Below are 25,265 nucleotides of genomic sequence, written 5' to 3'. Positions count from 1 at the left end.
TATTTAAAGCGCAGATCAGCTGCTTCTTTGTTTAAGCAGTTCGTCATAGCCGTAGCCTACAGGCAATAAGATAAAGGTATCATTTTGTTTTTCTGTTTAGGTTAAATGCCCTGGATTCGGTAAACTTTGATAATTTTACACCTTTACAAAAGAAAGCGTTAGAAAATATGAGTTTGGTAAGGGCGAAAAAGCATTTGGGACAGCATTTCCTGACGGATAAGAGAATAGCCGCGAAAATAGTAGAAGGTCTGGTACATACAGATCAATATACCCAGGTTTTAGAAGTGGGCCCCGGAATGGGCATACTCTCTGATCTTCTGTTGCAACGTACAGATCTGGAGACTTTTATGATTGATATTGATGTAGAATCTTATCATTTTTTAAAAGACAAATATCCTGAAATGGGTAACAGGCTTATTCTCGGCGACTTTCTTGCACTAGATCTTAATACTATATTTCCCGGGAAGTTTTCAATTATTGGTAATTTTCCATACAATATATCTTCCCAAATTCTTTTTAAGGTGTTGGAACACAAAGATCATGTTGTAGAAATGGTAGGGATGTTTCAAAAGGAGGTGGCAGAGCGCTGTGCTTCAAAATCGGGCACTAAAGATTATGGCATTTTGAGCGTTTTAATTCAGGCTTATTACGATATAGAATATCTGTTTACCGTAAAACCGGGGACTTTTAATCCGCCGCCAAAGGTCAATTCTGGGGTCATCCGCCTTAGCAGAAATAGCGTAGAACATTTACCATGCGATGAAAAGCTCTTTTGGCGTACTGTAAAAGGGGGATTTAATCAAAGACGTAAAACTTTAAGAAATGCTTTGTCGGGCACCATTTCAAAAGATAAGATGGATAACCATCCGTTTTTTGAAAAACGCGCTGAGCAACTTAGTGTAGCGCAATTTATTGAACTTACACAGCACCTTACTTTTTTAAATAACAATCAAAGCAGCTAAATGAAAGGCAAGATTTTAATCATAGACGATCTCCATCCCATATTTAAAGAACGCGCCCTTGAAATGGGCTATCTGGTAGATGATTTGCCAAAGATTACCCGTGAAGAAACGTTGGCTATAGTTAAAGATTACGTAGGTATTGCGGTACGTACCAAGTTTAGGATTGATAAAGAACTTTTTGATGTTGCCCCTAACCTGAAATTTGTGGCCAGGGCAGGAGCCGGGCTGGATAATATTGACGAACTGGTAGCGGGAGAAAGAAATATTGCCCTTTTAAATGCACCGGAAGGCAACCGTGATGCTGTTGGTGAGCATGCTACAGGAATGCTCCTGGCTTTAATGAATAATTTTCAAAAAGCCGATGATGAGGTCAGAAATGGCGTATGGAACAGAGAAGGCAACCGAGGTTATGAACTAAAAGGTAAAACAGTTGGCATCATAGGTTATGGTTTTATGGGCAGCAGTTTTGCCAAAAAGATGAGTGGCTTTGATGTTAAGGTAATTGCCTACGATAAATATAAAACCGGGTTCTCTGATGCCTATGCGCAGGAAGTAAGTATGGAAGAGATTGTAAAGCATAGTGATGTGCTGAGCCTGCATATTCCGCTAACTGCTGAAACAAGGCAAATGGTTGATGCGGAATATTTGTTTCACTTTAAAAAGCCCATCTTTTTTATCAATACTGCACGTGGGGAAATTGTAAATACAACAGCTGTATTGGAAGCCATTAAAGATAAAAAGATTATTGCGGCTGGATTGGATGTGCTCGAAACTGAAAAGTTCCCTGCACTGGCTCAGCAAGCCTGGTACAAGGAACTTATACTATCTGGGAAAGTGCTACTAACACCACATGTTGGGGGCTGGACTTTTGATTCTTATCGCCGGATTTCTGAAGTACTGGCGGATAAGCTAGCTGTCATCAGCAGCTAATTATAGCTCTGCCCTAATTCTGGAGGCCGCATTTGCCAGTTCTTCCTGCGAAGGGCTTAGCTTTGCTTTACTAAAATTCATGTCGCTCACATTATTCATAGGAATAAGGTGGATGTGAACATGGGGCACTTCAAGTCCAATAACGGCCATGCCTACTTTGATACATGGAAATGCCTTTTTGAGACCCTGGGCAACAATTTTTGCAAAAAGCGTTAGTCCAAAGTAACTCTCCTCTTCCATATCAAAAATATAATCTATTTCTTTTTTTGGAATCACCAGTACGTGTCCCATAGTTAGAGGACTTACGTCTAAAAAGGCCATAAATTCAGTAGTTTCGGCTACCACATGTGCCGGAATTTCTCCATTGACAATTTTTGAAAAGATGCTCGACATGTTACCTGCTGATTTCTAAGATCTCAAATTCTATTTTACCTGCCGGTACTTCAATCTCCGTTTTGTCTCCCACAGATTTGCCTAGTAATCCTTTTGCAATAGGAGATTTTACAGATATTTTTCCTGTTTTTAAATCTGCTTCAGATTCTGCCACTAATTGATAAGACATTGTAGCGCCATTTTTAACGTTTTTGATCTTTACAATAGATAGGGCCAAAACCTTTGAAGTATCGAGTTTAGACTCGTCGATAATACGTGCCGAAGAAAGTGTTTCTGCTAATTTAGCAATCTTCGCTTCATGCAGGCCTTGTGCTTCTTTAGCAGCATCGTATTCAGCATTCTCAGAAAGATCACCCTTATCCCTGGCTTCAGCTATTGCTTTAGAAATTTGCTGCCTGCCAACTGTTTTTAAGTACTGTAATTCTTCTTTCAGTTTGTCTAAACCGTCTTGTGTATAGTAAGTTACTTCTGTCATTGCTCAGTTTGTTATATTGCCTTTTAATACAAACAAGCAAGGCTATTTAAGGGCATCTGCCTTAAATAATCTTGCTTGAATAAAGACGAAGATAGTAGGCTGTTTTTATAAAAACAAATATTTTAGTTTGAATTAACCTAAAATTCTATAATTCTTTTACTTTTGAAAGTATAACTTATTATATGATGCAGATCTACAGCCTGAGGTTTCTTATATTCCTTATCCTTCTTTCCAATACTGTCCTGGCACAGGAACTTTACATGCCCCGGAATATTAAAAATGCTTATGAAAAGGGGACTCGTTCTATGGACGGTAAACCTGGTAAAAACTACTGGCAAAACCGCGCTAAGTATGATATTGCAGTAACCGTAAATCCAGATAGTAAAACCATTGCCGGAACAGAAACCATCGTTTATTCTAACAACAGTCCGGATACGTTAAAAGCTGTAGCGCTTCATTTTGTAAACAATGTACATAAAGCAGAATCGCCCAGAACGGATTATACCAATGCTGAAGAGTTTACTAAAGGGCTTTCTATTTCTTCATTTGCTATAAATGGGCAGCTCTACCCTATAGATGCTAAAAACTGGGGTACTACCGCAAATGTTAAGCTCCAAACGCCCTTACTGCCTGGCAAAACTGCAACCTTCGTCATCGCTTACAGCTACCCCTTATCAAAAGGTGAGGGCAGGGAAGGTCAAATAGACCCCACTACTTTCTTTGCCGCATACGCTTATCCAAGAATCTCTGTATATGACGACTACAATGGATGGGACCGTGTCCCTCACCTTGGCAGAAATGAGTTTTACAATGATTTTAACGATTACAAACTGGCCGTTAAAGTTCCTAAAAACTACATTGTATACGCAACCGGCGACCTGCAAAACCCAGATCAGGTACTAATGCCTGAATTTGCAGCCAGGCTTAAAAAATCTTACAGTTCTGATGATGTGGTTCATATGGCTACGGCTGCGGAACTAAAAGCAGGTAAAGTTACTTTACCTAATGAATGGAATACATGGAAATTTACGGCCAATAACATCTGTGATGTAACTTTTGCCCTTAGCGATCACTATTTATGGGATGCGGGAAGTGTAATGGTAGATCAAAAAGCAGGGCGTAGGGCGAGTGTGCAATCCGCTTATGATGAAAAGGCTACAGACTACCCATATGCGGTGAAATGGGCAAAGGAAGCTTTAAGCTGGTTTTCTGAAAATGCGCCAGGCGTACCTTATCCTTTTTCTAAAACTACCATTTTTCAGGGGTTTGCAGATATGGAATATCCTATGATGGTTAATGATGCTACGACAGATGACAATGAGTTTTCTCAGTTTGTCATGAACCATGAGCTGGCGCATACGTATTTCCCTTTTTACATGGGGATAAATGAAACCCGTTACGCTTATATGGATGAAGGCTGGGCTACTACGCTGGAGTATCTGATTTCTACTGCTCAGCTTGGAAAAGCGAAAGCAGATGCCAACTACAAACAGTTTAGGGTAAACAGGTGGATTAATGACCCTTCTACTGAGCAAGATCAGCCGGTTATTTCTTTATCCACTCAATTATCTGGTTCTGGCTATGGCAATAATGCTTATGTAAAGCCCTCTCTGAGCTATCTGGGGTTAAAAGACTTGCTTGGTGACGAGTTATTCGCAAAATCTTTACATGTGTATATGGACCGTTGGAACGGAAAACATCCAATGCCCTGGGATTTCTTTTATTCCATCAATGATGCCACTGGACAAAATTTAAACTGGTACTGGAACAACTGGTTTTTTAGTAATTATTATATAGATCTTGGCATTGAAAAGGTAGCCATTAAGGGTACTTCTTATACTGTCTTTGTAAATAATATTGGCGGTTTCGCTATCCCTTTTGATGTTAAGGTTACCTATGCAGATGGCAAAGAACAGGTTTTTCATCAGAAACCGGGGGTATGGAAAGCAGATCAAAAAAAGACCAGCATTGTCATCAACGGTTTGCAAGCCATCAAATCTATAGTGCTTGATGGAGGAATATTTATGGATGCAAAATCTGCGGATAACACCTGGAGCAAGTAATTATTTTATTGTCAGGCAGTACATTTATGTTTACAAATGCTAACTTAGGGCTGAATATTTTTTAAATGAAAGCTTTCAACGCACTCTGTCTTTTTTTATCATTAACTATCTGTAGCCAGGCACAAGAAACACCAAGGTCTACTCAATATATTTTTAACAGTTACCTGATCAATCCAGCCGTTTCCGGAATTGATAATTACACTGATGTAAAGTTAGGCCATCGCACACAATGGCGGGGTCTTGAAGGTGCCCCTGTTACCAATTATGTTTCGGTACATGCGCCAATTGGTGATGATTTTGTGCGTAGTTCTGTAAACTCCTTTGCGGGCAATGGCTACAATCCTTTAAGCCGGAGCTACGTAGATCAGTACATGGCTGCCGAACCTCATCATGGTATAGGTTTTTACGGTATTACGGACAAAGCGGGTCGGATTAGGCAAACCAATGCAGGCGCCAGCTACGCCTATCACCTGGGCTTAAGTATAGATGTGAATTTAGCACTGGGTGTTTCTGCCGGATTTTCTTCCATCGGTATTGATGTGGCAAATGTGAAAGTTGACAATACTGCCGACCCTTTATTAACAGCAGAATACAACAACAGAATCAGGCCAGATGTAGGTGCAGGTTTTTGGTTGTATAGTCCAAGGTTCTTCTTAGGTGTTTCAGCAAAGCAAATTATTGGATTTAGTAATGCCATCGAAAATTCTCAGAATGTTTATCGTCCCTATCAGAAAGCTGCATTTTATGGTACAACGGGTTACAAGTACTTTTTAGATGAAGACATTGCGGCAGTTCCCTCTATATTGATTAGTTACTGGCTCAATTCTCCTGTTGCTTTAGATGCTAACTTAAAATTGGCTTATCAGGATAAGTTTTGGGTGGGAGGAAGTTATAGAAACAATGATTCTTATTCTTTTCTTGCTGGCCTTAATATGGGTTCGCTGATTAACTTAAGTTATTCTTACGATGTAAGCAGTTCTGCACTGCGTTCCGTTAATAACGGAACGCATGAGATTGTTTTGGGAATCCTACTCAATAACAGGTATGAAGTGAGGTGTTCTGCACGGCAGTTTTAAATTAACCTTTACCTTAGCAGGGTTAAACTCCCCCCAAGCGGAGCACAGTCTGCACGTAAGTCAATTCTGTAGTAATATACGCCGGCTGGTAAATCTTTGCCTCTAAAACGGCCGTCAAATGGTTTGAGGTATTTGCCATTGGCTTCATAGATGAGTTGACCGCTGCGGGTATAAAGCTTGATGTTTACCTCACTCTCTGGTAAGCCATTGATTACCCAGGTGTCATTCATTCCATCTCCATTTGGCGTGATGGTATTCATGGCTAAAAGATTATCATTCGTGACTTCTACATTTATTTTAGTGAAGCCGCTCTCACAAGTGCCCAGCCTTCTTTTTACGTAATAATCACCAGTTTTACTTACTCTAAATACAAAGACACCAGTTTTGTTTTGCATAATAGGCTGGCTTCCTTCGATGTCACTGTAAAGTTCGTAAGTTCCTTCCTCAGGAGCTGTAACGTTAATCATGATATCTGAAGCGTAACACACCTTAATTTTTCCGTTAAATACTGGGTCTGCGATCGGGAAAGGAGGGTTTGTGACAACATATTCTGCACTAAAAGCTTCACCGCAGTCCGTTCCGTCTTCAACTCTTAAATGATATTTCCCTGCTGGTACGCCAATTAAATCAGGTGTAGTCTGTACTGGTTTAACAGGCTGGTTAAATTCATTAAGCCAATAATAGCGATAAGGCAGTATCCCACCATCAACTGTTATTCCCGTAACGGAGCCACGTGATAGGCTACAACCGTCGTTAGTTGGCGGTATCTGTGTATTGATCACGGTTAAGAGAGGAGTTTCGCTTAAATTATATGGTCCAAAAGGCACCGGACATCCATTTCCATCAAATGCAGTCATTGTATATAAGCCTGGAGGCAGGCCGCTTAATGAACGTATTCTTGGATTCGAATTAGTCTGGTTAGGTATCACGCTTCCCGAAGCATTTGTCCAGATATAAGCTACAGGTAATGGTGTGTTATTCGCAAAAGTAATCGTTATACTCCCGTTGGTATTTCCGCAGGTGGTAGCTTGAGAAGCCTCCGTAGTACTGTAAGCAGTGGGATTGATACTACCTATATTAAATACGATTTCATTGGAGCAGTTATTCACACTATTACGTGCCCGAATCCTGTAATTGGTGCCAGCTGCAAGATTTGGAATTTCAAACATGGCAGTGTATTGTTTTTCTCCTTGGGATGTACCATTAGGAAGTATGAGCTCATAACGATCAGCGCCAGTTATGCTTATGTTTCTGTATGCGCCATTGTTATTTCCACATGTGGTAGAATAAGGAATTCCTGAAATACTTACTGAGGAGTTAAAGCCAATATAACGTGCTTCAGACCATACAGGAGAGCAAGCTCCGGCATCAGTTACTTTTAGAACGTACCAGTTATCTCCAGAAACATTTTCAAGGTCTAAAAAGGTTGCTCCCGGTATTGGGGTAGTAACAAGATTAGTAGTCCTGTTATAATTATACCATTGATAGGTAACGGGACTGGTGTAGTCGGAAATCGGGTTAACAGTGGGGCTTGCTTTTAAAGCACCATTTTGCAGACCGCATGAAGCACTAATAGATGCAAATGCATTTATGTTGATGATAGGTTTTGGTTTTCTGTTAATCGCATTAAAAGCATAAGACATAGAACATCCCGCGTCATCCGTAGCAGTAACTGTATATGTTCCTTGTGGTAAATTTACTTCAGAGAGTACTCCATAAGTAGTTTGTCTTATAACATTTGCTATCACATCCTTCCACTCAAATTTAATAGTGCCGCTCCCTCTCAATACTTTTACAGAAAATTGAAATGACATTTGTCCGCAATCAGGTTGAGGAGTGGTAACGACTTCAATCGGAGTTAGTTTTTGATCTTTAATCTCTAAGGGAATGGTCGATTCTTTACAGCCATCGTTTACTGTAACTTCATAGGACCCTACCTCCAGCCCGGTAATTTGTTGGCTATTCCCGAGAAATTGCTTTCCTCCGCCAGGGAGGAGTTTATTCCAGGTAAATGTGATGCCCTCCCGATCTTCTAAAATAGTAATGGAACCTGATTCATTGCAAGTAACATGTTTCACTTTAAAATCCTCATCAGTTAATTCAGTAGATGAGAAAGTTGAAGTTGTCATGTTTAATAATGTTGCAGTTGCGATAACGCTGCCCGTTATTGGTGCTGAATATTCCCAGTAACCTGAACTTAAAGCTTGTACCGTTTTAAAGTAGGTTCGCCCTTGACAGGATCCTCCGCAGTTCTCTGTGTAAAATAGCTCTACTGATGAATTGGGCGTAGCTTTACCTGATATATAGTTAGGTTGTATTTTTAAAATCCTAATAGTAGGTTGGGGATTATTTTGGGATTTTACAATTCCTGCGAAATTATTGCAAAAAATGCTGTTTCTTGTGATGGTGATAGGTTTCGAGGAGGTGCTTTCGATACCATAACCGTTATAACCAATATAATTGGTTTCGGCTGAAGTTCCACCAATCGTTCCAAAGGCACCACTCTCTATTTTAATTCCAACCCCTGCGTTGCTTAGATTCTCCGTATGTGCAATACCAGTTCCAACCGAGTTACCCGTAAGTATAAAATCAGCATTAGCTATAGAAACCCCTGCTGTTCTGTTTCCAGAAATAATATTATTACGGACATATAAATTTGTATATGCGGCATCTATCTTTAAACCGTAAAATGTTACTGAAGATCCGGTACCAAATAAAGGTATTCCTTGATAGTCTTTGACGCCATTAAAGTCTACTCCTATTTTGTTATTGATTACATTAATTTCAAACCGGGTGGTTGTGCTGCTATAATAATATCTGTTAATGGTTACGTTATTTTGATTGGCGGAGATCACATTTCCTTCACCTGGATTGTCTCCTCCAATATTTAGATTGCAATCATAAAGACTCGCATTAATACCATTTACGTTAGAACGTTCAGAAGTACCATCATAGAAAACACCTATAAAATTTGATTGTATGGAAATGCTTGAGGTGGCGTAGGTAGAATAATAAGAAGAGTTCTGGATAAGAATACCGTTGATGTTACCGCTAAATACGTTTCCTTTGCCAGGTGCACCTATTTTAATGTTATTTGCCCTGTAATCTACAACAATTCCAGATCCGCCAGTAGGAGAAGGTTGTAGGGATTGGATCTTTGCAAAATTACGCAAATATAGCCCGTAAATTTCCACTCCAGAAGTTTGTAGCCCGGTTGAATAGTATTGACCTATGGTTAGTCCATTAAAGGTTGTATTTGTATATTCTGGTTCTATGATAATTTTAGCACCCGATATGCCTAAGGCCGGCCAAGGTTGAGTATTTCCATCAATAATGACGTTAGATGGAATTACTGGTAAGGCAGTTTTTATTTTAATAGTTCTATTTTCGTCACTGGGACTGCCAGGTAAGTTGAATTTAATTGTATAGCCAGGAGTGTTAGCAGGAATATGTGATAATGCATATCTTAAGGATGTTGTAGATTGATCCTCATCTCCATTGCTGGTTACAGTGAATACCTGCCCAAACCCTTTTTGAAAGCCAAATAACAATACTAAGACCAGGAAATACTTAGAGAAGCGCATACTTAAAATGTAAAATGTCAGGTTATCATTTATTTAGAGGTAAAGATTGTTAAAAGTTATGAAAAAGAGTGAGTTTTAGCCTGATATTTTATCAGGCACTTAAAAATATCTTAAACACTTTAGTGTTAGTTGATTAAGTTGTGTAGATTAGTTGTCAAGTGCTTATCTAGGCCTTAGAACTTTTAATTGTATGAATGTGCACGCAAACAATCAGTTATATCAAAACGTTTGTCTTTTTGGAATGGAAATTGTAAATCGAGCATTTAATGGGAATGAAGGATTATATTGTTAAAAGCGCCGGTGCTATTCCAGTGGTTACCGAACTGGTTGTGGAAGCGGCAGAACTACTGGACGTATCTGCGGTACTAATAAATTTTGCTGGCACAAATCAGCTAACTAATAATTTAGAAAATAGTCAAAATTTTGAACAGGGTTTTTGGACAATTGCCTCTACAAATGGCATTAGTGATCCTGCTATACTTTTAAATGCCGTTTCATCTGCAGAACATGGATTCCGCTTTTACGCTTCAGTACCCATTAGTTGTTCAGAGGGCTTAAACAGAGGATTTATATGTGTAGCCTGCTACAATCCCCGTTGTTTTACAGAAGAGGATAAAGCTAGTCTCAATAGAATTGCCGAAAAAATCTGTGAACTTACTTTATCAGTGTCACCTTGCGACTAAATTTCTTATTACCAGATCTCACTGTGAGGATATAGACGCCATTAGTCAGATGGTTCATTTTTATCCTGGTGCTGAAAAAGCCCAGATAATTAGCCCTGCTCTCTTTAAATACCTGTTGTCCCATCATGTTGCTAAGTACAATTGTAAAATCACCCTCAACAGGTATGCTGAAATTCAGGTTCAGCTCTCCGTCCGTGGGTACTGGATAAGCTTTTAAGTTAATATCCAATTCACCAGCATTTGTTGAAATGTTCGTATAGGTATATTCTCCTGATCTGAGCACACATCCGCCTGATACGGTAACATCAACGGTATACTTTCCATTCTGTAAAGGCTTGTAGGTTTTTGCAGTAGCTCCTGTAATTAGCACCCCGTTTAAATACCATTGATAGGTTCCTGTACCACTAACAGAGAGTTCTCCATTTATATTGGTAATGGTAGAAGAAGTTAAAGGAACAGCTATTTTTTCTGTACTGCTACAGCCAGTCGATTTTACCTTAATGTCATAAAAATAATAGTAATATGCGCCAGAATTAGTGGCTGCGGTATTTCCAGTAATTTTTAACAAATCCAAAGCTGAAGCATAGGGGTATTGTGTGGTAACGGGGTAATTTCTGAAAATAGTTGCGCCATCAAAATATTCCAGTGTTATGGTATAATTTCCTGCTGTAGGAAAGGTAAGATTCAATGGATAAACCTGTCCCTGATCATTAGCGTCATTAGTCGACTCGCCAGCGGCAGGCGTAGTCCTGGTTGCAGTTACGCTAAGGGTATTACTGGATACTTCGACTCCTAAACCGTTGATTACAGAAAATTTAATCCTGCCAGAATTTCCGATGTACAATCTTGCGCTTTCGATTACAACTGGTGCCAAAGTGGTAACCAGTACTGCTGGATCAAAGGAATTATAATTGCCGCTAGGAAAGGTCGCTTTTGTTTTAGGGCCCGCCTCACTTCTATAATCATTCAACCCAGCGTAATAGGTATTGTTCTCAGGTGCCTCCATCGTGGTTACAGCACTCCCATAAGCAAAAGGGACAGTAGCATTAGCTGTTTTGTACCAATATACCGTTCCTTGCCCTGATGAAGTAAGCGCATAAGAATTGAAAGAGTTGCAGAAGTAGGCCTTGCTATCTGCCGAGACGATAGGAGGCATATTTACCTGTACATTTGTCGACAATTGATTATTTCCGGCATCTGCATCACCAGCTTGGGTAATACTTGCCGTTATGCTATAACTTTTGCCCGCCTCAGCATTAAAACTTCCCGGAAGGAGGAAGCTGCTTTCTGCCATACTCGCAAGTGTTCCCGTAAAGGTTCCAATTAGCGTAGCTACAATAGTGGTATTTTCCCTGACCACAACCATTACCGGAAGGTTACTGACGGCCTGTGCACCATAATTTTTCAGCGTTACTTTAACCGTTTGGGCTGTGTTTGCACACAGAGTTGCTGTAGGGTCTACAATGGCTTTAATACCGGGGTCAACTGCTGGTGTAAGGAATTTGATGCGGTAGTCCTGGGTTTCTCCTTTGGCATAGTTTCCGCAAGGATTAACGGTGCCTGCATCGCTAGTCTCTACTAATACTACCCTTAACAGCGAATAGTGTTCAGGGTTAACGTTTCCAGGAACGGTAATTGTGGTGGTGTAAGTCCCTGCCGCAGAAATTACGGTTGAAGTTCCAATCAGTTCCCCGGCGTCAGTAAAGTCACCATCGCCATTCCAGTCTGCATATATTTTAGCAACCTTATTAAAGTTGTTGCCGCAAGTACCAAGCGATAAACTTAAGGGATAACTTACTCCTTTTTCCAGGTTAATGCTCATGGAGCTGAAGTCAGAGTAGGTGCTGCAGCCTGTTGCCGTAGTATTGTTGATATTGCTTAGACTAAAATTCGTGATTTTTGAATCTGCAGAACTGGTAGGTGCTGAACTGCAATAGTTGCTTCCGCCAATGCCAGATAAAATTAACGAATAAGCCTGTGGTCCACTTTGTAAAGTGCCTTTATGACTGACGCGGATGGTGTAACTTCTTCCCGGTACTGCATCTGCAATCAAGACCTGCTCTACATTGTCTCTAAAGTTATCTCCTTTTGTAGCCGCTGTTGAGGGACTTGCAGGGTTTAAAATCCAGGGTGTAAAAGTACTGCTTCCCTGAATCACACGAAGGTCAAGGTCATTTACCAGTCTTGCTATGGGATTATTCAAGGCATTTTCTGTGGTTACAGGATTTGCTGCCGGATCTGTCCAGCTAATGGTAGCCTTTAATGGTCCATTGCCAGAAGCAATAACAACAAGGTCTTGAGACTGACCTTGAGCCAGCGCATTTTCTGTCATTCTGCTTTTAGTACCGTTGTCTAAAATTAAGGTAGCGGCCTCCTGCATATTCAATAAACCCCATCCGTAGATGTAGTCTGGGCCGGCATTACCAGCATCAGCAGCAGTACCAATTGCTAGCCCTTTAAGGGTAGCAGCACGCATAAAAGCGCCATTATTCTTCTGGCTATATAATTCTTGCAGCAGGAGCAGAGACCCACTCACGTTAGGAGCGGCCATAGAAGTCCCTGAATAGGTAATATAGGCATTTACACTGGCATCGCTGGTAGAAGTTACATTAGAGCCATTACCTACCAGATCCGGCTTAATCCGTCCGTCGTCTGTAGGCCCCCAGCTGCTAAATGATGTAATGGCTGCTGTAGATGCTGATGCTGGCCCGCCACTAAGTGGTCCAATTGCACCTACGGTTAATATGTTTTTTGCATTGCCGGAAGTAGAGATGATGTCATAGCCGTTGTTACTGCTGATCCCGGTGGGGCGAGGTCCTGCGTTGATAAATGTCCCAGCCGTATTGTATCTGTAATAAGTTGCGCCAACAGCAGGACCATTAACGGAGCGGTTGTTTCCGGCAGATTTAACGGGTAGGTAGTAAGGCGCATTGTAGCAAATCCTATCCCAGGCTGCGGCATCATCGTCGTAATAGCCAAATTTATAATCTTCATTGGCGCCCGCTCTACCATAAAATTCCCAGCGTTGTGGCGATACATCTGTATTCAGGTCCCAGCCAGCAATCACGCCATAAGAATGATTGGAAATCAATAAGGTGGCGGCGTTGGCAGACATTTCAGCATTGTCGTTGGTAAAATCAAAAGAAGATAATTTAGGCAATGCATAAGCCATTCCTCTGGCTGCAGCATTGATGCCCGAAGCTATCATTGTTCCGGCAACGTGAGTAGAGTGTGTAGAGGTAGCGGTGGTATTATCTTTAATTTCAACCCTTCCGGTGCCAAATTCAATATGGTTGGTTAGCACAGCACCGCCATCCCATAAAGCAGCTTTTGTTCCTGTTAAGCTACTGCCGCTCAATGACAGTCCTAAACTTCCTCCTGTATATAAGGTATTTGTTCCTGTGGTAATGGCAGAAAGGGCATTGTTGTCGGTTGCATAATATATGGGTAAGCCCAGTGCGTCAATACGCTGTAACACCAAGATACGCCCATTTTGCCTCCTTATGGATACTGGCCAGCCTTTTTCTTTAGCCCTGGCCAAAGCAACAGTTCTTTGTGCTGTGCTTTTTTCTCTTAGCTCAATCCCGTTTTTTTCCAGAAATGCGGTATTGGTTACACGTGGATTGTTTACCTGTGCATTTAAACCGGCAGTCAAACCAATCCATGCCGTAAAAAATGGTAAAGTGTACTTTAGAAAGGAACTTTTGGTCATATTGCCGGAATCAAACTTAAACCGAAAGTACAAATTTCCCTAATCCTTAACCAGTAATCCTTCTTTTTTAAGAATATAATTGTAAATACCCTCAATTGGCTTTTGAAGAATGTTTCCTGCTTTGACACCATTCTCCGCACAAACTGCTCTTAAGATGTCCTGATAAAAATAAGCGATTGAGCCAACAAAATGACACTCTAGACTTTTATAGTCCGTATAATCTCTGATATTCGTATCTACAAACTCCTGAAAACCCTGCTTTAAGATTTGAATGATGAAAGGGTGCGCCCTGTGGTTTGCCATAAACCTGCTGATGCCGGCCAGGTATACATTAGGTGAGGGCTGCTGGTATACATTGGTAATTACAGTTTCTTTATCTACCTGGTGCTCCGCAAAAAAAGCCTTGCCCAATTCGGCAGGCATATGGCCATACAAATAGCTGGTAATGAGTTTGCGACCGAACCAGGTGCCTGATCCTTCATCACCCAAAACATAACCCATGCCATTTTTACCGGTGTGCAGTACCTGCCCATCAAAATATGAAATGTTAGATCCTGTTCCTAAAATGCAAGTCAGGCCTTTTTCATCTCCACAGGTTGCGTATGCCGATCCGATCATGTCATGATCTACACTGATAAAAGCATTTGGGAAAAACATAGACAAGCCGTTGGAAACTACTTCATGTTTATCTGGTGAGGAACATCCGGCACCAAAAAAATAAATCTCTTTTACCTGATCTGCGTAAGCAGCTACATCTTTCTTTTTTGAAAAAAGCCTGTAAATATCCTGTGCGGTTAAAAAGTAAGGGTTGATGCCCGTTGTACTAAAACTGATAGTTCCTTCCGGACTATATCCCATCCAGTCTGTTTTTGAAGAGCCACTGTCTGCTACTAAAATCATGCGCTAAAAATAGTAATCTTATTGAACATTTAAAGTGCCACTAATTTCTTTCAAATTGATTTCAGTAAGTTTTGCCTGATATTGAGCTTCAAGGAATCTGGTTACTGCGTCAATAGCATTGCGTTGCGCCTCTCTCAATTCCAATGGTGCTATACTTCCCAAACGGTATTTTTCTAATGTGATGTCTAGATTTTGCCTGGCAACTTCTACGTTTTTGCTTTCTATTTTAAGTAAATCCAGGTTGGTTTGGTAATTTTGATAGGCAGATAGTAACTGGGCATTAATGTCCTGTTTGGTTTTGCTCAGCAATAACTCAGACGAATTGATCTGAATTTTTGCATTCCGCTCATTCTGTCGTTGTAAAAAGCCATTAAACAAATTCAAACTGGCAGTTAAGCCATAAGTTAAACCTTTTGCACGTTGCTGGGTATTAAATCCTGTGGGGCTGGCACTACGCTGTACTTCATAGCCTCCGTTTATACCTATGGTTGGGTAACGCTGCCCTCTAACTTGTTTTAAGTTCAACTCAGCCAGTTTTTTGCTGATAAAAGCATTTTGTAGGTCGGGGTTCAGTTGTTCCATTTGGGTAGCCAGGGCAGTGTAATTCAAATCGCTTGTAATGTTGATGTTGTCCTGAACAAGAAAATCGTCGTTCAGGTTTCTTGCCATAATTTGATTGAGGCTTACTTTTGAAGTCTTTAACAGGTTTTTTTCCTGTAAATAGGAAGATGTATCTGTATTGTAATCTACAGTAGCACTGAGTACGTCTAGCTTAGAACCCCGGCCAATTTCCAGTTTGCTGTTGGCAATCCTCAAACGCAATTTAGAAACATCAAGCGCACTGTCTTTTGCCAGCACCAGCTGTTGTTGCTTTACTACCATGAAATAGGCATTGACCACATCACTTATGGTGGTTAATATGGTGGCCCTGGCATTGACTTCGCCTTGTTTTTGTAATTCTTTAAGTCTATCGTAATTTGCAAACATTTGGAAACCATCAAAAATGGTCCAGCCCAGGGCCACACCATAGCTCATATTGGTGTTTCTAATGCCATTTAAAGTTTGCTGGGCGCCGGTACTTTGTGTACGGGTGGTATTTTGCAGACTTCCGCCCTCGGTAAAACTTGCATCCAGGGCCGGTAAAAGTCCTGCATTGCCTGGATTTACATTGTTTTTAGCAACAAGCAGGTCGTTGTTGATGAGTTTGATGTCGTAATTGTTTTTTAAAGCGGTGGCTATGGCTTCCTCAAGCGTTAGCCTTTCCTGTGCAGCAGCCTGTTCAATCAAGCCGGCAAACAATGCGAATGCAAATAATAGGGCTTTAATTTTCATCTGGTGATTTGTCTAAGTATTCTTTTAATTCTATATTCACTTTATGTGGTTTGCTCCAGTAAGAATAGATGGCCGGAATTACAAACAGGGTAAGTACCAATGAAAAGGTAGTGCCGCCTACAATAACAATTCCCATCCCCATCCGGCTTTTTGCGGCCGCACCCAATGCCATGGCAATAGGTAATGCACCGATGGCAATTGCAAGACTGGTCATTAATATTGGGCGGAGGCGATTAACAGAGGCTTCCCTGATGGCATCATGAATTGAAGCACCCTGTTCTTTGAGCTGATTGGCAAACTCTACAATTAAAATCCCGTTTTTGGTTACCAGACCAATGAGCATAATGGTGCCAATCTGGCTAAAAATGTTCCAGGTTTGTCCAAATAACCAGAGCGACAACAAAGCTCCGGCAACGGCCATGGGTACCGTAATAATGATGATAATAGGGTCTATGAAACTTTCAAATTGAGCGGAAAGAATTAAGTAAACCAATAGCAATGCAAGGCCAAAAGCAAACATGGTATTGGAAGAACTTTCTTTAAAATCTCTGGATTCACCACCCAGATCTGTAGAAAAGGTTTCGTCAAGTACTTTCGCTGAAATCCTGTCCATGGCTGCAATTCCATCACCAATACTGCTTCCGGGCGCTAGTGCTGCGGATACGGTTGCAGCTGTAAAACGGTTGTTGCGGTAAAGTTGAGGCGGGCTGCTTTGCTCTTGTGCACTGACTACATTATCAAGCTGAATGAGCTGACCTTTATCATTTTTAACATAAACCGAGCTTAAATCCAAAGGATCTTTCCGGTCGGCCACTTCAAACTGACCAATCACCTGATACTGCTTTCCGTTCGTGAAAAAGTAGGAGAAACGTTGTCCGCTCAAGCCCAGCTGTAAGGCCAGTCCGATATCTGAAGCGGAAACCCCCAGGTTTTTTGCCTTGTCCCGGTCTATCGTCAGGTTGATTTCTGGTTTATTGAATTTAAGGTTCACATCAGATGTGGTAAAGGTTGGGTCTTTAGCAACCTCATCCATAAACACCGGCACTTTCTCCCTAAGTTTCTCAAAGTTCTGTCCCTGGATGATGTAATTTACCGGCAAACCTCCGCGCCTGCCTACAGAGATGGTGGGCTGCTGGGTTACCGTAACTTTTCCTTCAGTGTATTTTCTAGTGATTTTAGTTAGCCTGGCAGCGACCTCCGCTTGTGACAATTCACGGTCGCCCGGATCTGTTAAGCCCATCCTTACAAAGCCACTGTTTGTTGATCCTGCACCGCCAAATCCTGGAGAGGTAATGGTGATGTTGACCTTTTTTTCGGGTACAGAGTCAGAGATCATCTGTTGTACCTTCATCATAAACCTATCGGTATACGCAAACGAAGCGCCTTCTGGTGTCGTAATATTCATGTTGATGGCGCTGCGGTCATCATATGGAGCAGTTTCTTTTGGTACCAGGCTCCAAAATAAGGCAATCATGCCCATGCAGATGGCAATAATAGGTATGGCGAGCCATTTTCGGTCTAAAAATTTGTTAAGGTTTTCTGCGTAACTGTCGTTAAGTTTTACAAAATAAGGTTCAGACCAATTGTAAAACTTTGATTTCTCATGGCCTGTTTTTTTCATCAGGTAGGCGTTCAGCATTGGCGTTAAAGTGAGCGAAACAAATGCTGAAATGAGTACCGCCGCACCAATAACGATCCCAAACTCTCTGAAAAGCCGTCCAACAAAGCCCTGTAAAAATATTACGGGTAAAAATACGGCAGCAAGCGTGATGGAAATGGAGATGACCGCAAAAAAGATCTCGTTTGAACCTTTAATGGCAGCTTCAAATGGAGAATAGCCTTCTTCTACTTTCTTAAAGATGTTTTCGGTAACCACAATTCCATCATCCACCACCAATCCCGTTGCCAGTACAATGGCCAATAAAGAAAGTACATTGATAGAAAATCCAAAAATGTACATGATGAAAAAAGTAAAAATCAATGATACTGGAATGTCAATTAATGGCCTGATGGCAATGGCCCAGTCCCTGAAAAACAAGTAAATGATGATAATTACCAATATCAGCGACAGAATGATGGTTTCCGCGACTTCTGTTACAGATGATTTGATGAATTTGGTCGTATCTAAAGATATGTTGAGCCTAATGTCTTTAGGAATGTCTTTTTGAAGCTGCTCAAAACGGGTGTCAAACTCCTTCGAAATGTCCAGGTAATTGGCTCCTGGTTGCGGAATTAAGCCGACGGCAACCATGGGTTTACCAGATTCGCGCAAAACCGTTTCTTCATTTTCTGAACCAAGCTGGGCAAAGCCGATGTCTTTTAACCGCACTACATTGTTGGAGTCTGATTTTAAGATCAGGTTATTGAATTGTTCTGCATTCGTTAGTTTACCCAGGGTTTTGACAATCAGCTCTGTATTGGCACCGGTTATTTTTCCTGAAGGCAGCTCCACATTTTCATTATCTAATGCGGTAACGATATCTTGTGTAGTTAGACCATAAGAAGCCAGTTTATCCGGTTCAATCCGGATACGCATCGCATATTTACGCTGACCCTGAATTTGGATAGCGCTGACACCGGAAATGGTTTGTAGCCTTTCAGCTATTACATTTTCGGCATAATCACTCAGTTCCATTACATTGCGTTTGTCGCTTTGCACGGTCATGGTAATGATGGCATCAGAATTCGCATCGGCTTTACTCACCACTGGGTTCCCGTCAATGTCTTTGGGTAAACTTCTGGCCGCTTGCGAAACCTTATCGCGCACATCATTGGCGGCATCGTCTATGTTTTTATCCAGGTTAAATTCAATGGTGATGTTGCTGGTTCCCTGGTTGCTGGAAGAGCTGATGTTCCTGATTCCGTCTATCCCATTAATGGATTTCTCCAGCGGCTCCGTAATCTGCGATTCTATAATGTCTGAATTTGCACCAGGATAAGATGTTCGCACAGAGACTACAGTTGGGTCTATGTTTGGGAACTCTCTTACGCCCAGGAAATTATAGCCGATAACCCCAAATAGGAGAATGGCTAAATTCATGACAATGGCCAATACCGGCCGCTTTATACTGGTGGTTGAAATACTCATAAATGCTAATTTTTAACCACAGTTACTTTTACAGGGGCATCGTTTTTTAAGGCCATGGCACCTGTTGTCAATACCGTATCGCCTACTTTCAACCCTTTTGTAATCACAATTTTTTCATCTGTTCTGGTGCCTGCTTCAACAGGAATCTGCTGCGCCTTTCCCTGTTTGCTGATAAAAACGGTTTTGCCCTTTAGTACTGGAATAATGGCCTCATTGGGAATTAAAATTGCGCCCTTAGCTGTATTTAATGCTACTTTTATTTTAGCGAAGGCCCCTGGAAGGAGTTCTCCACCTGGATTGGCGGTAAGGGCTTTGATTTGTAAGGTGCGTGTTTGTGTATTGATGCCGGGTTCAATGGCAAAAACTTTAGCCGTATAGGTTTTGTTTAAACCATCTGTTGTAAAAGAAATCTCTGATCCTGATGTGATTTGGCCATTATATTTTTCAGGTATGGAAAAGCTCACTTTCACAGGGTTGATGCTGGCCAGATTGGCAATTGTTGTGCTGGGTGTTAAATATTCGCCAGTTGAAATTGCACGTAAGCCTATTTTACCACTAAATGGGGCATAGATAGACGTTTTGGCCAATTGCGCGCGGATGAGCTGCGCCTGAGATTTTAGGGATTGCAGGTCTGCAAGAGAAGTATCGTATTCTTCCTGGCTAATTGCACCTTTTTGTAAAAGCTGTTTAGATCTGTTTTCGTTTGTGGCCGATAAGCGTTCCTTCGTCAGGGCATCTTGCAATTGTGCCTGGATATCTCTGTCATTGATCTTTACCAGGAGTTGTCCTTTGCTGACATTACTACCTTCCTGAAAATTAATTTTGGTGACCAAGCCAGATACTTCCGCTCTTAGCGCTACCGCTTCATTGGCTTCGATGGTGCCGGTGATGTCCAGGAAGTTCTCAAAATCAATAGTATTAACAACGATTCCGTCTACCTGTAAACCTTTTGCGGGACCAGCTTTGCCTTTGCCGCCTCCTGCACCATCTTCGGCTAATTTTTTATTGGCAGAAATACGGTAAAATACCAGGTAAGCAACCGCTATGGCGATCAGTCCATATATAACATATCTAAGTTTCATTTGGTGTGTTTTGTTGTTTAACTGTGTGTATAACCTATCAGCAAAAATATTTAATTCATTCAAAATTACTTGTATTAAGTGTGTTACAGCTTAATTGTTTTATTTATTTTTTTCCGTTGTTTTTTGCTACTTTTTTCATTGCTTTTACAAATCTCATAGAAGTTCAATCCCATGACTTGAATTAACAAAGCTTTGGTAAGTGCATAAGAGGGGGTTGAGTAGCTTTTAGGGTATGCCAACCCCTTACCAACCCCTTGTCAACCCCCTGTCAACCCCTTGTCAACTTTGGCTATGGGTGGGAAAAGCTCAATAATTGGACAAAAAGCTTAAAAGTTAACATTAGGGACGCCTTTTTACACACTTTTACCTAAGTTTGGGCTAAATAATGCCAGGAATAAATATTGAGATATGAAGAATGCAATTTTAGGAATAATAACGTTACTTGCAGTAAGTATGACAGCAAAATCACAGGTAAAAATTGGGTTTGAGGTTAGTTTTAAAGAACCACAAGCTCATTATGCAGAAATTGAAATGAATATTTCTGGTTTAAGCAAGGATTATATAGATGTTAAAATGCCAGTCTGGACGCCAGGGTCCTACCTGGTGCGTGAATTTTCTAAAAGTGTGGAAGGTTTTGCTGCTAGTGCTGGTGATAAAGCACTAAAATATGAAAAAGTAAGGAAAAATACCTGGAGAATTTATTCAGCGAAAGCAGCCAGCGTAAAAGTAAAGTATAGGATTTATGGATTTGAAATCTCTGTTCGTACGCCTTTTATTGATGACGCTCATGCATTCTTGTCTACTTCGGCGGTGTTTATGTATCCTGATGGTCATCTGAAAACGCCAAGTACGGTCAAGATTATTCCTTTTAATGGTTGGACAAAAGTTTCTACAGGTTTGGAGCCGGTAGCTGGTCAACAATTTACCTATACCGCACCGGATTTTGATATTCTATTTGATAGTCCAATAGAAGTAGGTAATCAGGAGGTATTCGATTTTATGGCTGCTGGTGTAAAACATGAGGTGGCTATGTATGGCGGTGGTACTTATAATGTGGAACGCTTAAAGGTGGATATGAAGAAAGTCATTGAGCAGGAAACAGCTATTTATGGTGAGAATCCTAATCAGCATTATACCTTTATTGTTCACAACTATGCTTCTGGTGGAGGTGGTTTAGAACATTTAAATTCTACAGTATTGGGCGCAGGGCGCGATCAGTACAGCACGGAAGAAGGTTATATTGGTTTTCTTCAGCTTGTGGCACATGAATATCACCATTTATGGAATGTGAAGCGTTTGCGCCCCGTGGCATTAGGCCCGTTTGATTATGAGAATGAAAACTATACCACCAATTTGTGGATTGCTGAAGGTTTTACTGCTTATTATGAAAACAAGATCATGCTAAGGGCAGGCTTTAATCAGCCTGAAGGATTTGTTTCTGAGGTTGCTACTGCGCTGGCAAATGTAGAAAATACAACGGGTTCAAGAATTCAGTCGGTTGCGGAAGCAAGTTTTGATGCCTGGATTAAATATTACAGACCAAATGAAAATTCAAGCAACACAACAGTATCTTATTATAGTAAAGGAGAGGTTGTTGGTTTGTTGATGGACCTGGAAATTGCAAATGCTACTAAAGGTGCAAAAAGCCTGGACGATGTGATGAAGGCGATGTACCTGCAGTGTAAAACATTGAAAAGGGGATATACTGATGCAGAGTTTAAAACAATGGTAGAAAAAATAAGCGGAATTAATTTTGATGATTTTTATGCTAAATATGTAAATGGAACTGCTCCGGTAGATTACGTGAAGTATTTTGGTTATGCAGGTATCAATATTACCAATGAAAATACTGGTAAAAAGTTTGAAGAGACGCCTTATTTAGGCGCTAGTTTTGCGCAAAAGGGCGGTGCTATAGTTGTTTCTGCGGTGTCACGTAATTCTGCAGCCTGGATCGGGGGCTTAAATGTTAACGATGAGTTGCTTAGTTTGGGAAACAATGCTGTTGATCCACGTGCCAATAGCTTGCCACCAATGAATGGTAAAGTCGGAGAAATGTTTAAGGTAATTGTTAAAAGAGATGGCAACATCAAAGAATTGAGTCTGCTATTAAAAGCCAGTCCGAATATTAAACTAAGTACTACCTTTAATGAAAAGGCTACTGCAACGCAGTTAGCCGTTCGTAAAGCCTGGATGGGAATTTAGTATAAATGTGAAAAAGCAATAATCTATCGCAGTCTGGCATCTGTTAGGCGCTTTCAGCGCAAACAGCGCCTGGGCCTGCTCATAGATTATTGCTTTTTTTGCTTTGTTACCTAGAATGTATAACGTATAGATAATGCTGCGCCAGATCCGTCAAAATCTGTGTCAGGTGTCAGTTGTATTGCCGGTTTCCAATCCAGGGATAGGTTAAAGGGAGCATCCTGAAATTTATAATCCAAACCTAAAACACCGTCAGCAGAAAGATAAAAATCTTTGGATCCGGTTGGTTTATATTTAACCGATCCTACAGTAGCACCGGCACCGTAATACCAGCCTAATCCGGGTGCACCAGCAATTGGCATGTTTACCTCATACAATCCAGTTAATCTCGTGTACTTAAAATAATTAGTGTTCCTGAAATTAAGGATAAGGTCCAGCATTTTGTTGTCCCCTAAAGTAGTTTTAAACGTCACTCCATTAGCAGCTCCAAAGCGTCCTCCTATGGCATTTTTGTAATCTTGAGCATCAGCAGTAGAATGCATCGCAATTGTTGCGATGACAGTAAAACAAAGGGCAGTAATAAATCGTTTCATAATTATGTGTTGTTAAATAAGCGAGCACCAAACAAATATTATGCCGTGTTAAAAGTAATATTATACCCTTTTGACTTTAATAGAAATTTTATTTTGCTAGATTTGGATTGTACCGTTGTTCGTGTATGGGCACCAGAACAAGTATTTTAACCAAATTTAATTCCGAATGTTATGGCCGTAAAAATCACAAGAGTATTTGACCTGCTTCAATACAACTTAGAGCAATTTCCGAAAGAAGAATTCATTAGTGGCAAGGTAGGGGGGCAATGGAAAAAATACAGTACAGCACAATTTATAGAAATAGTTGATCATCTGAGCAAGGGCCTGATCCGGCTTGGAATGCGCAAGGGATCAAAGATAGCAGTGATGTCTCACAATATGCCACAATGGAACCTGACTGATTTTGCCATTATGCAGATCGGGGCCTATCAGATTCCGCTTTATCCAACACTGGCAGAGCATGACATTAAATTTATTCTGGAGAATGCTGAAGTAGATTTGATTTTTGTGGCTGATGAGGCTTTACATACAAAAGTGAAAGCCGTGATTACAGAAGCTAACTTAGCCGTTAAGATATATACTTTTAATCAGGTAGTTGGCGCAGAAAATATACAGCAGCTGGTGGATGATGGTGCTTTGGGTACCGACATCAATCTTGACGAGTACCGGAATGCAGTGGATCCTGAAGATATTTTAACTTTGATTTATACTTCTGGAACTACAGGCACGCCGAAAGGGGTAATGCTTACGCATAATAACCTGGTAAAAAACTTTCAGAATTCTGCTGTCCTGCTGCCGGAAGGCATCAGTAAAGTATTGAGCTTTTTGCCGCTGTCGCATATTTTTGAGCGGATGGTGGTGTATTTATACATGTATGTAAATACAAGTGTTTATTATGCGGAAAGTTTGGATACTATAGTTGCAGATATCCAGTTTGTTAAACCAAATGTATTCTCTACAGTGCCCAGGTTGCTGGAAAAGGTGTATGAGAAAATTATGGAAAAAGGTAAGGCGCTAACCGGAATTAAAAAGGGAATTTTCTTTTGGTCTTTAGCGCTCGCTGAACAGTTTGAAATTAAACATAGCTGGTGGTATGGCCTTAAGTTGGCGATTGCCAGGAAACTGGTTTTTAAGAAATGGCAGGAAGCATTGGGCGGAAACATTGTCGTGATTATTTCTGGTGGCGCGGCTTTAAATCCTCGTTTGGCCAGGATTTTCTGGGCAGCAGGCATGCCTGTATTTGAAGGATATGGATTAACGGAAACATCGCCGGTGATTACTGTAAATCATTTTCAAAACGCCATGTTTGGAACGGTAGGTCCGGCAATTGAAGGTGTTGAAGTGAAGATTGCTGAAGATGGTGAGGTATTAACGCGTGGTCACCACATTATGAAAGGCTATTATAAACGCGATGACCTGACTGCGGAGACCATAGATCAGGATGGCTGGTTTCATACTGGTGATATTGGTCAGTTAGTAGACGGTAAGTTTTTGAAAATTACGGACCGTAAAAAGGAGATTTTTAAAACTGCCGGGGGAAAATATGTTGCTCCTCAAATGGTGGAAAATAAGTTTAAGGAATCCAACTTGATTGAGCAGATTATGGTATTGGGTGAGAACCGAAAGTTTCCTGCGGCTTTGATTGTTCCTAATTTTGCGGCTTTGAAAACATGGGCAGGTAAAAAGGGAATCAATTATACTTCTAATGAGGAAATGGTTAAGGATCCTCAGGTGCTGGAAAAATTTGAGCAGGTTACCGCAGAGAGCTGCAAGGAATTTGGCAAATGGGAACAGGTAAAGCGTTTTGCATTGCTGACTAAGGAATGGAGTATTGTTGGTGGCGAGTTGACACCGAAAATGAGTTTAAAACGTAAGGTTATTTTGGAGAAGAACGCGGATACGATTGAGCAGATCTATAAAGACGCAGAAAATTTTAAAGGCTAATTATAGGTAAATAAAAACAATGATCTGTCAGAGTCTGGCATTTATTAGGCGCGAAAAGCGCTAATAACGCCTAGGCCTCCTCATAGATCATTATTTTTATTTGTACAGCGAGGTGTATATATCGAGCATCATGAGGGTGTCTATATTTTACCTATCATGATGATTTGTCTGGTATTGTCCCTTCCAATAAACGCTTAAAATAATTGAGTTTTTATTTCTTGGATTAAAACTTTTTATTCTATATATTTG

General features: G+C 40.8%; 16 protein-coding genes. 7 read left to right on the top strand and 9 right to left on the bottom strand.

The features are described from left to right. The first annotated feature begins 167 nt into the window (after positions 1–167). On the top strand, positions 168–962 hold the full coding sequence (gene rsmA / locus LPB86_RS00825) for a 16S rRNA (adenine(1518)-N(6)/adenine(1519)-N(6))-dimethyltransferase RsmA (protein WP_230640565.1): 795 nt from the start codon (positions 168–170) through the stop codon (positions 960–962). Further along, positions 963–1,892: a 2-hydroxyacid dehydrogenase gene (locus LPB86_RS00820; RefSeq protein WP_230640564.1), complete on the top strand. Its 930-nt coding sequence runs from the start codon at positions 963–965 to the stop codon at positions 1,890–1,892. Here the strand turns inward: LPB86_RS00820 and LPB86_RS00815 are convergent, their stop codons facing one another. Beyond that, positions 1,893–2,285 (bottom strand): HIT family protein, encoded by a 393-nt coding sequence (locus tag LPB86_RS00815; protein WP_230640563.1) that lies wholly within the window; start codon positions 2,283–2,285, stop codon positions 1,893–1,895. A gap of 1 nt (position 2,286) precedes the next feature. Continuing rightward, a complete protein-coding gene (gene greA / locus LPB86_RS00810) occupies positions 2,287–2,760 on the bottom strand; it encodes a transcription elongation factor GreA (RefSeq protein ID WP_230640562.1) in 474 nt (157 codons plus the stop codon). A 182-nt stretch (positions 2,761–2,942) separates the two neighbouring features. Here greA and LPB86_RS00805 point away from each other — a divergent pair, with 182 nt between their 5' ends. Beyond that, on the top strand, positions 2,943–4,823 hold the full coding sequence (locus tag LPB86_RS00805; RefSeq protein ID WP_230640561.1) for a M1 family metallopeptidase: 1,881 nt from the start codon (positions 2,943–2,945) through the stop codon (positions 4,821–4,823). Between the two features lie 65 nt (positions 4,824–4,888). Continuing rightward, complete coding sequence (locus LPB86_RS00800) at positions 4,889–5,899, top strand: type IX secretion system membrane protein PorP/SprF (protein WP_230640560.1); 1,011 nt, start codon at positions 4,889–4,891, stop codon at positions 5,897–5,899. Between the two features lie 8 nt (positions 5,900–5,907). Here LPB86_RS00800 and LPB86_RS00795 read toward each other — a convergent pair whose 3' ends face one another. After that, entirely contained in the window at positions 5,908–9,483 is a 3,576-nt protein-coding gene (locus LPB86_RS00795; RefSeq protein ID WP_230640559.1) for a gliding motility-associated C-terminal domain-containing protein, read from the bottom strand. A gap of 266 nt (positions 9,484–9,749) precedes the next feature. Between LPB86_RS00795 and LPB86_RS00790 the strand changes: the two genes are divergently transcribed. After that, entirely contained in the window at positions 9,750–10,166 is a 417-nt protein-coding gene (locus LPB86_RS00790) for a GAF domain-containing protein (RefSeq protein ID WP_230640558.1), read from the top strand. On the opposite strand, the gene LPB86_RS00785 is transcribed toward LPB86_RS00790, so the two are convergent. The 5 genes from LPB86_RS00785 to LPB86_RS00765 are packed head-to-tail and all read right to left on the bottom strand — an operon-like array spanning position 10,138 to position 20,280. Beyond that, positions 10,138–13,878 carry a S8 family serine peptidase gene (locus LPB86_RS00785; protein ID WP_230640557.1) on the bottom strand — a complete coding sequence of 1,247 codons (3,741 nt, stop codon included), beginning with the start codon at positions 13,876–13,878 and terminating at the stop codon, positions 10,138–10,140. The genes LPB86_RS00790 and LPB86_RS00785 overlap by 29 nt on opposite strands. A gap of 39 nt (positions 13,879–13,917) precedes the next feature. Then, entirely contained in the window at positions 13,918–14,778 is an 861-nt protein-coding gene (locus tag LPB86_RS00780; protein ID WP_230640556.1) for an N-acetylglucosamine kinase, read from the bottom strand. Between the two features lie 18 nt (positions 14,779–14,796). Beyond that, complete coding sequence (locus tag LPB86_RS00775; protein ID WP_230640555.1) at positions 14,797–16,110, bottom strand: TolC family protein; 1,314 nt, start codon at positions 16,108–16,110, stop codon at positions 14,797–14,799. Continuing rightward, positions 16,100–19,198, bottom strand: a complete 3,099-nt coding sequence (locus LPB86_RS00770) for an efflux RND transporter permease subunit (protein ID WP_230640554.1) — start codon at positions 19,196–19,198, stop codon at positions 16,100–16,102. The genes LPB86_RS00775 and LPB86_RS00770 overlap by 11 nt, the downstream gene beginning before the upstream one ends. Before the next feature lie 5 nt (positions 19,199–19,203). Further along, complete coding sequence (locus LPB86_RS00765) at positions 19,204–20,280, bottom strand: efflux RND transporter periplasmic adaptor subunit (protein ID WP_230640553.1); 1,077 nt, start codon at positions 20,278–20,280, stop codon at positions 19,204–19,206. 408 nt (positions 20,281–20,688) lie between these two features. Between LPB86_RS00765 and LPB86_RS00760 the strand changes: the two genes are divergently transcribed. After that, positions 20,689–22,482, top strand: a complete 1,794-nt coding sequence (locus LPB86_RS00760) for a M61 family metallopeptidase (protein WP_230640552.1) — start codon at positions 20,689–20,691, stop codon at positions 22,480–22,482. A 110-nt stretch (positions 22,483–22,592) separates the two neighbouring features. On the opposite strand, the gene LPB86_RS00755 is transcribed toward LPB86_RS00760, so the two are convergent. Continuing rightward, positions 22,593–23,072, bottom strand: coding sequence for a hypothetical protein (locus LPB86_RS00755; protein ID WP_230640551.1), 480 nt, complete (start codon positions 23,070–23,072; stop codon positions 22,593–22,595). A gap of 171 nt (positions 23,073–23,243) precedes the next feature. Here LPB86_RS00755 and LPB86_RS00750 point away from each other — a divergent pair, with 171 nt between their 5' ends. Next, the gene (locus tag LPB86_RS00750; protein WP_230640550.1) at positions 23,244–25,016 is read left to right on the top strand and encodes a long-chain fatty acid--CoA ligase; all 1,773 of its coding nucleotides are present in this window, start codon (positions 23,244–23,246) and stop codon (positions 25,014–25,016) included. Positions 25,017–25,265 lie beyond the last annotated feature (249 nt).

The sequence above is a fragment of the Pedobacter sp. MC2016-14 genome, assembly GCF_020991475.1.
Lineage (GTDB): Bacteria > Bacteroidota > Bacteroidia > Sphingobacteriales > Sphingobacteriaceae > Pedobacter.
Note: the sequence above shows the minus strand (reverse complement) of the source record. Positions and strands in the feature narration are given on the sequence as shown.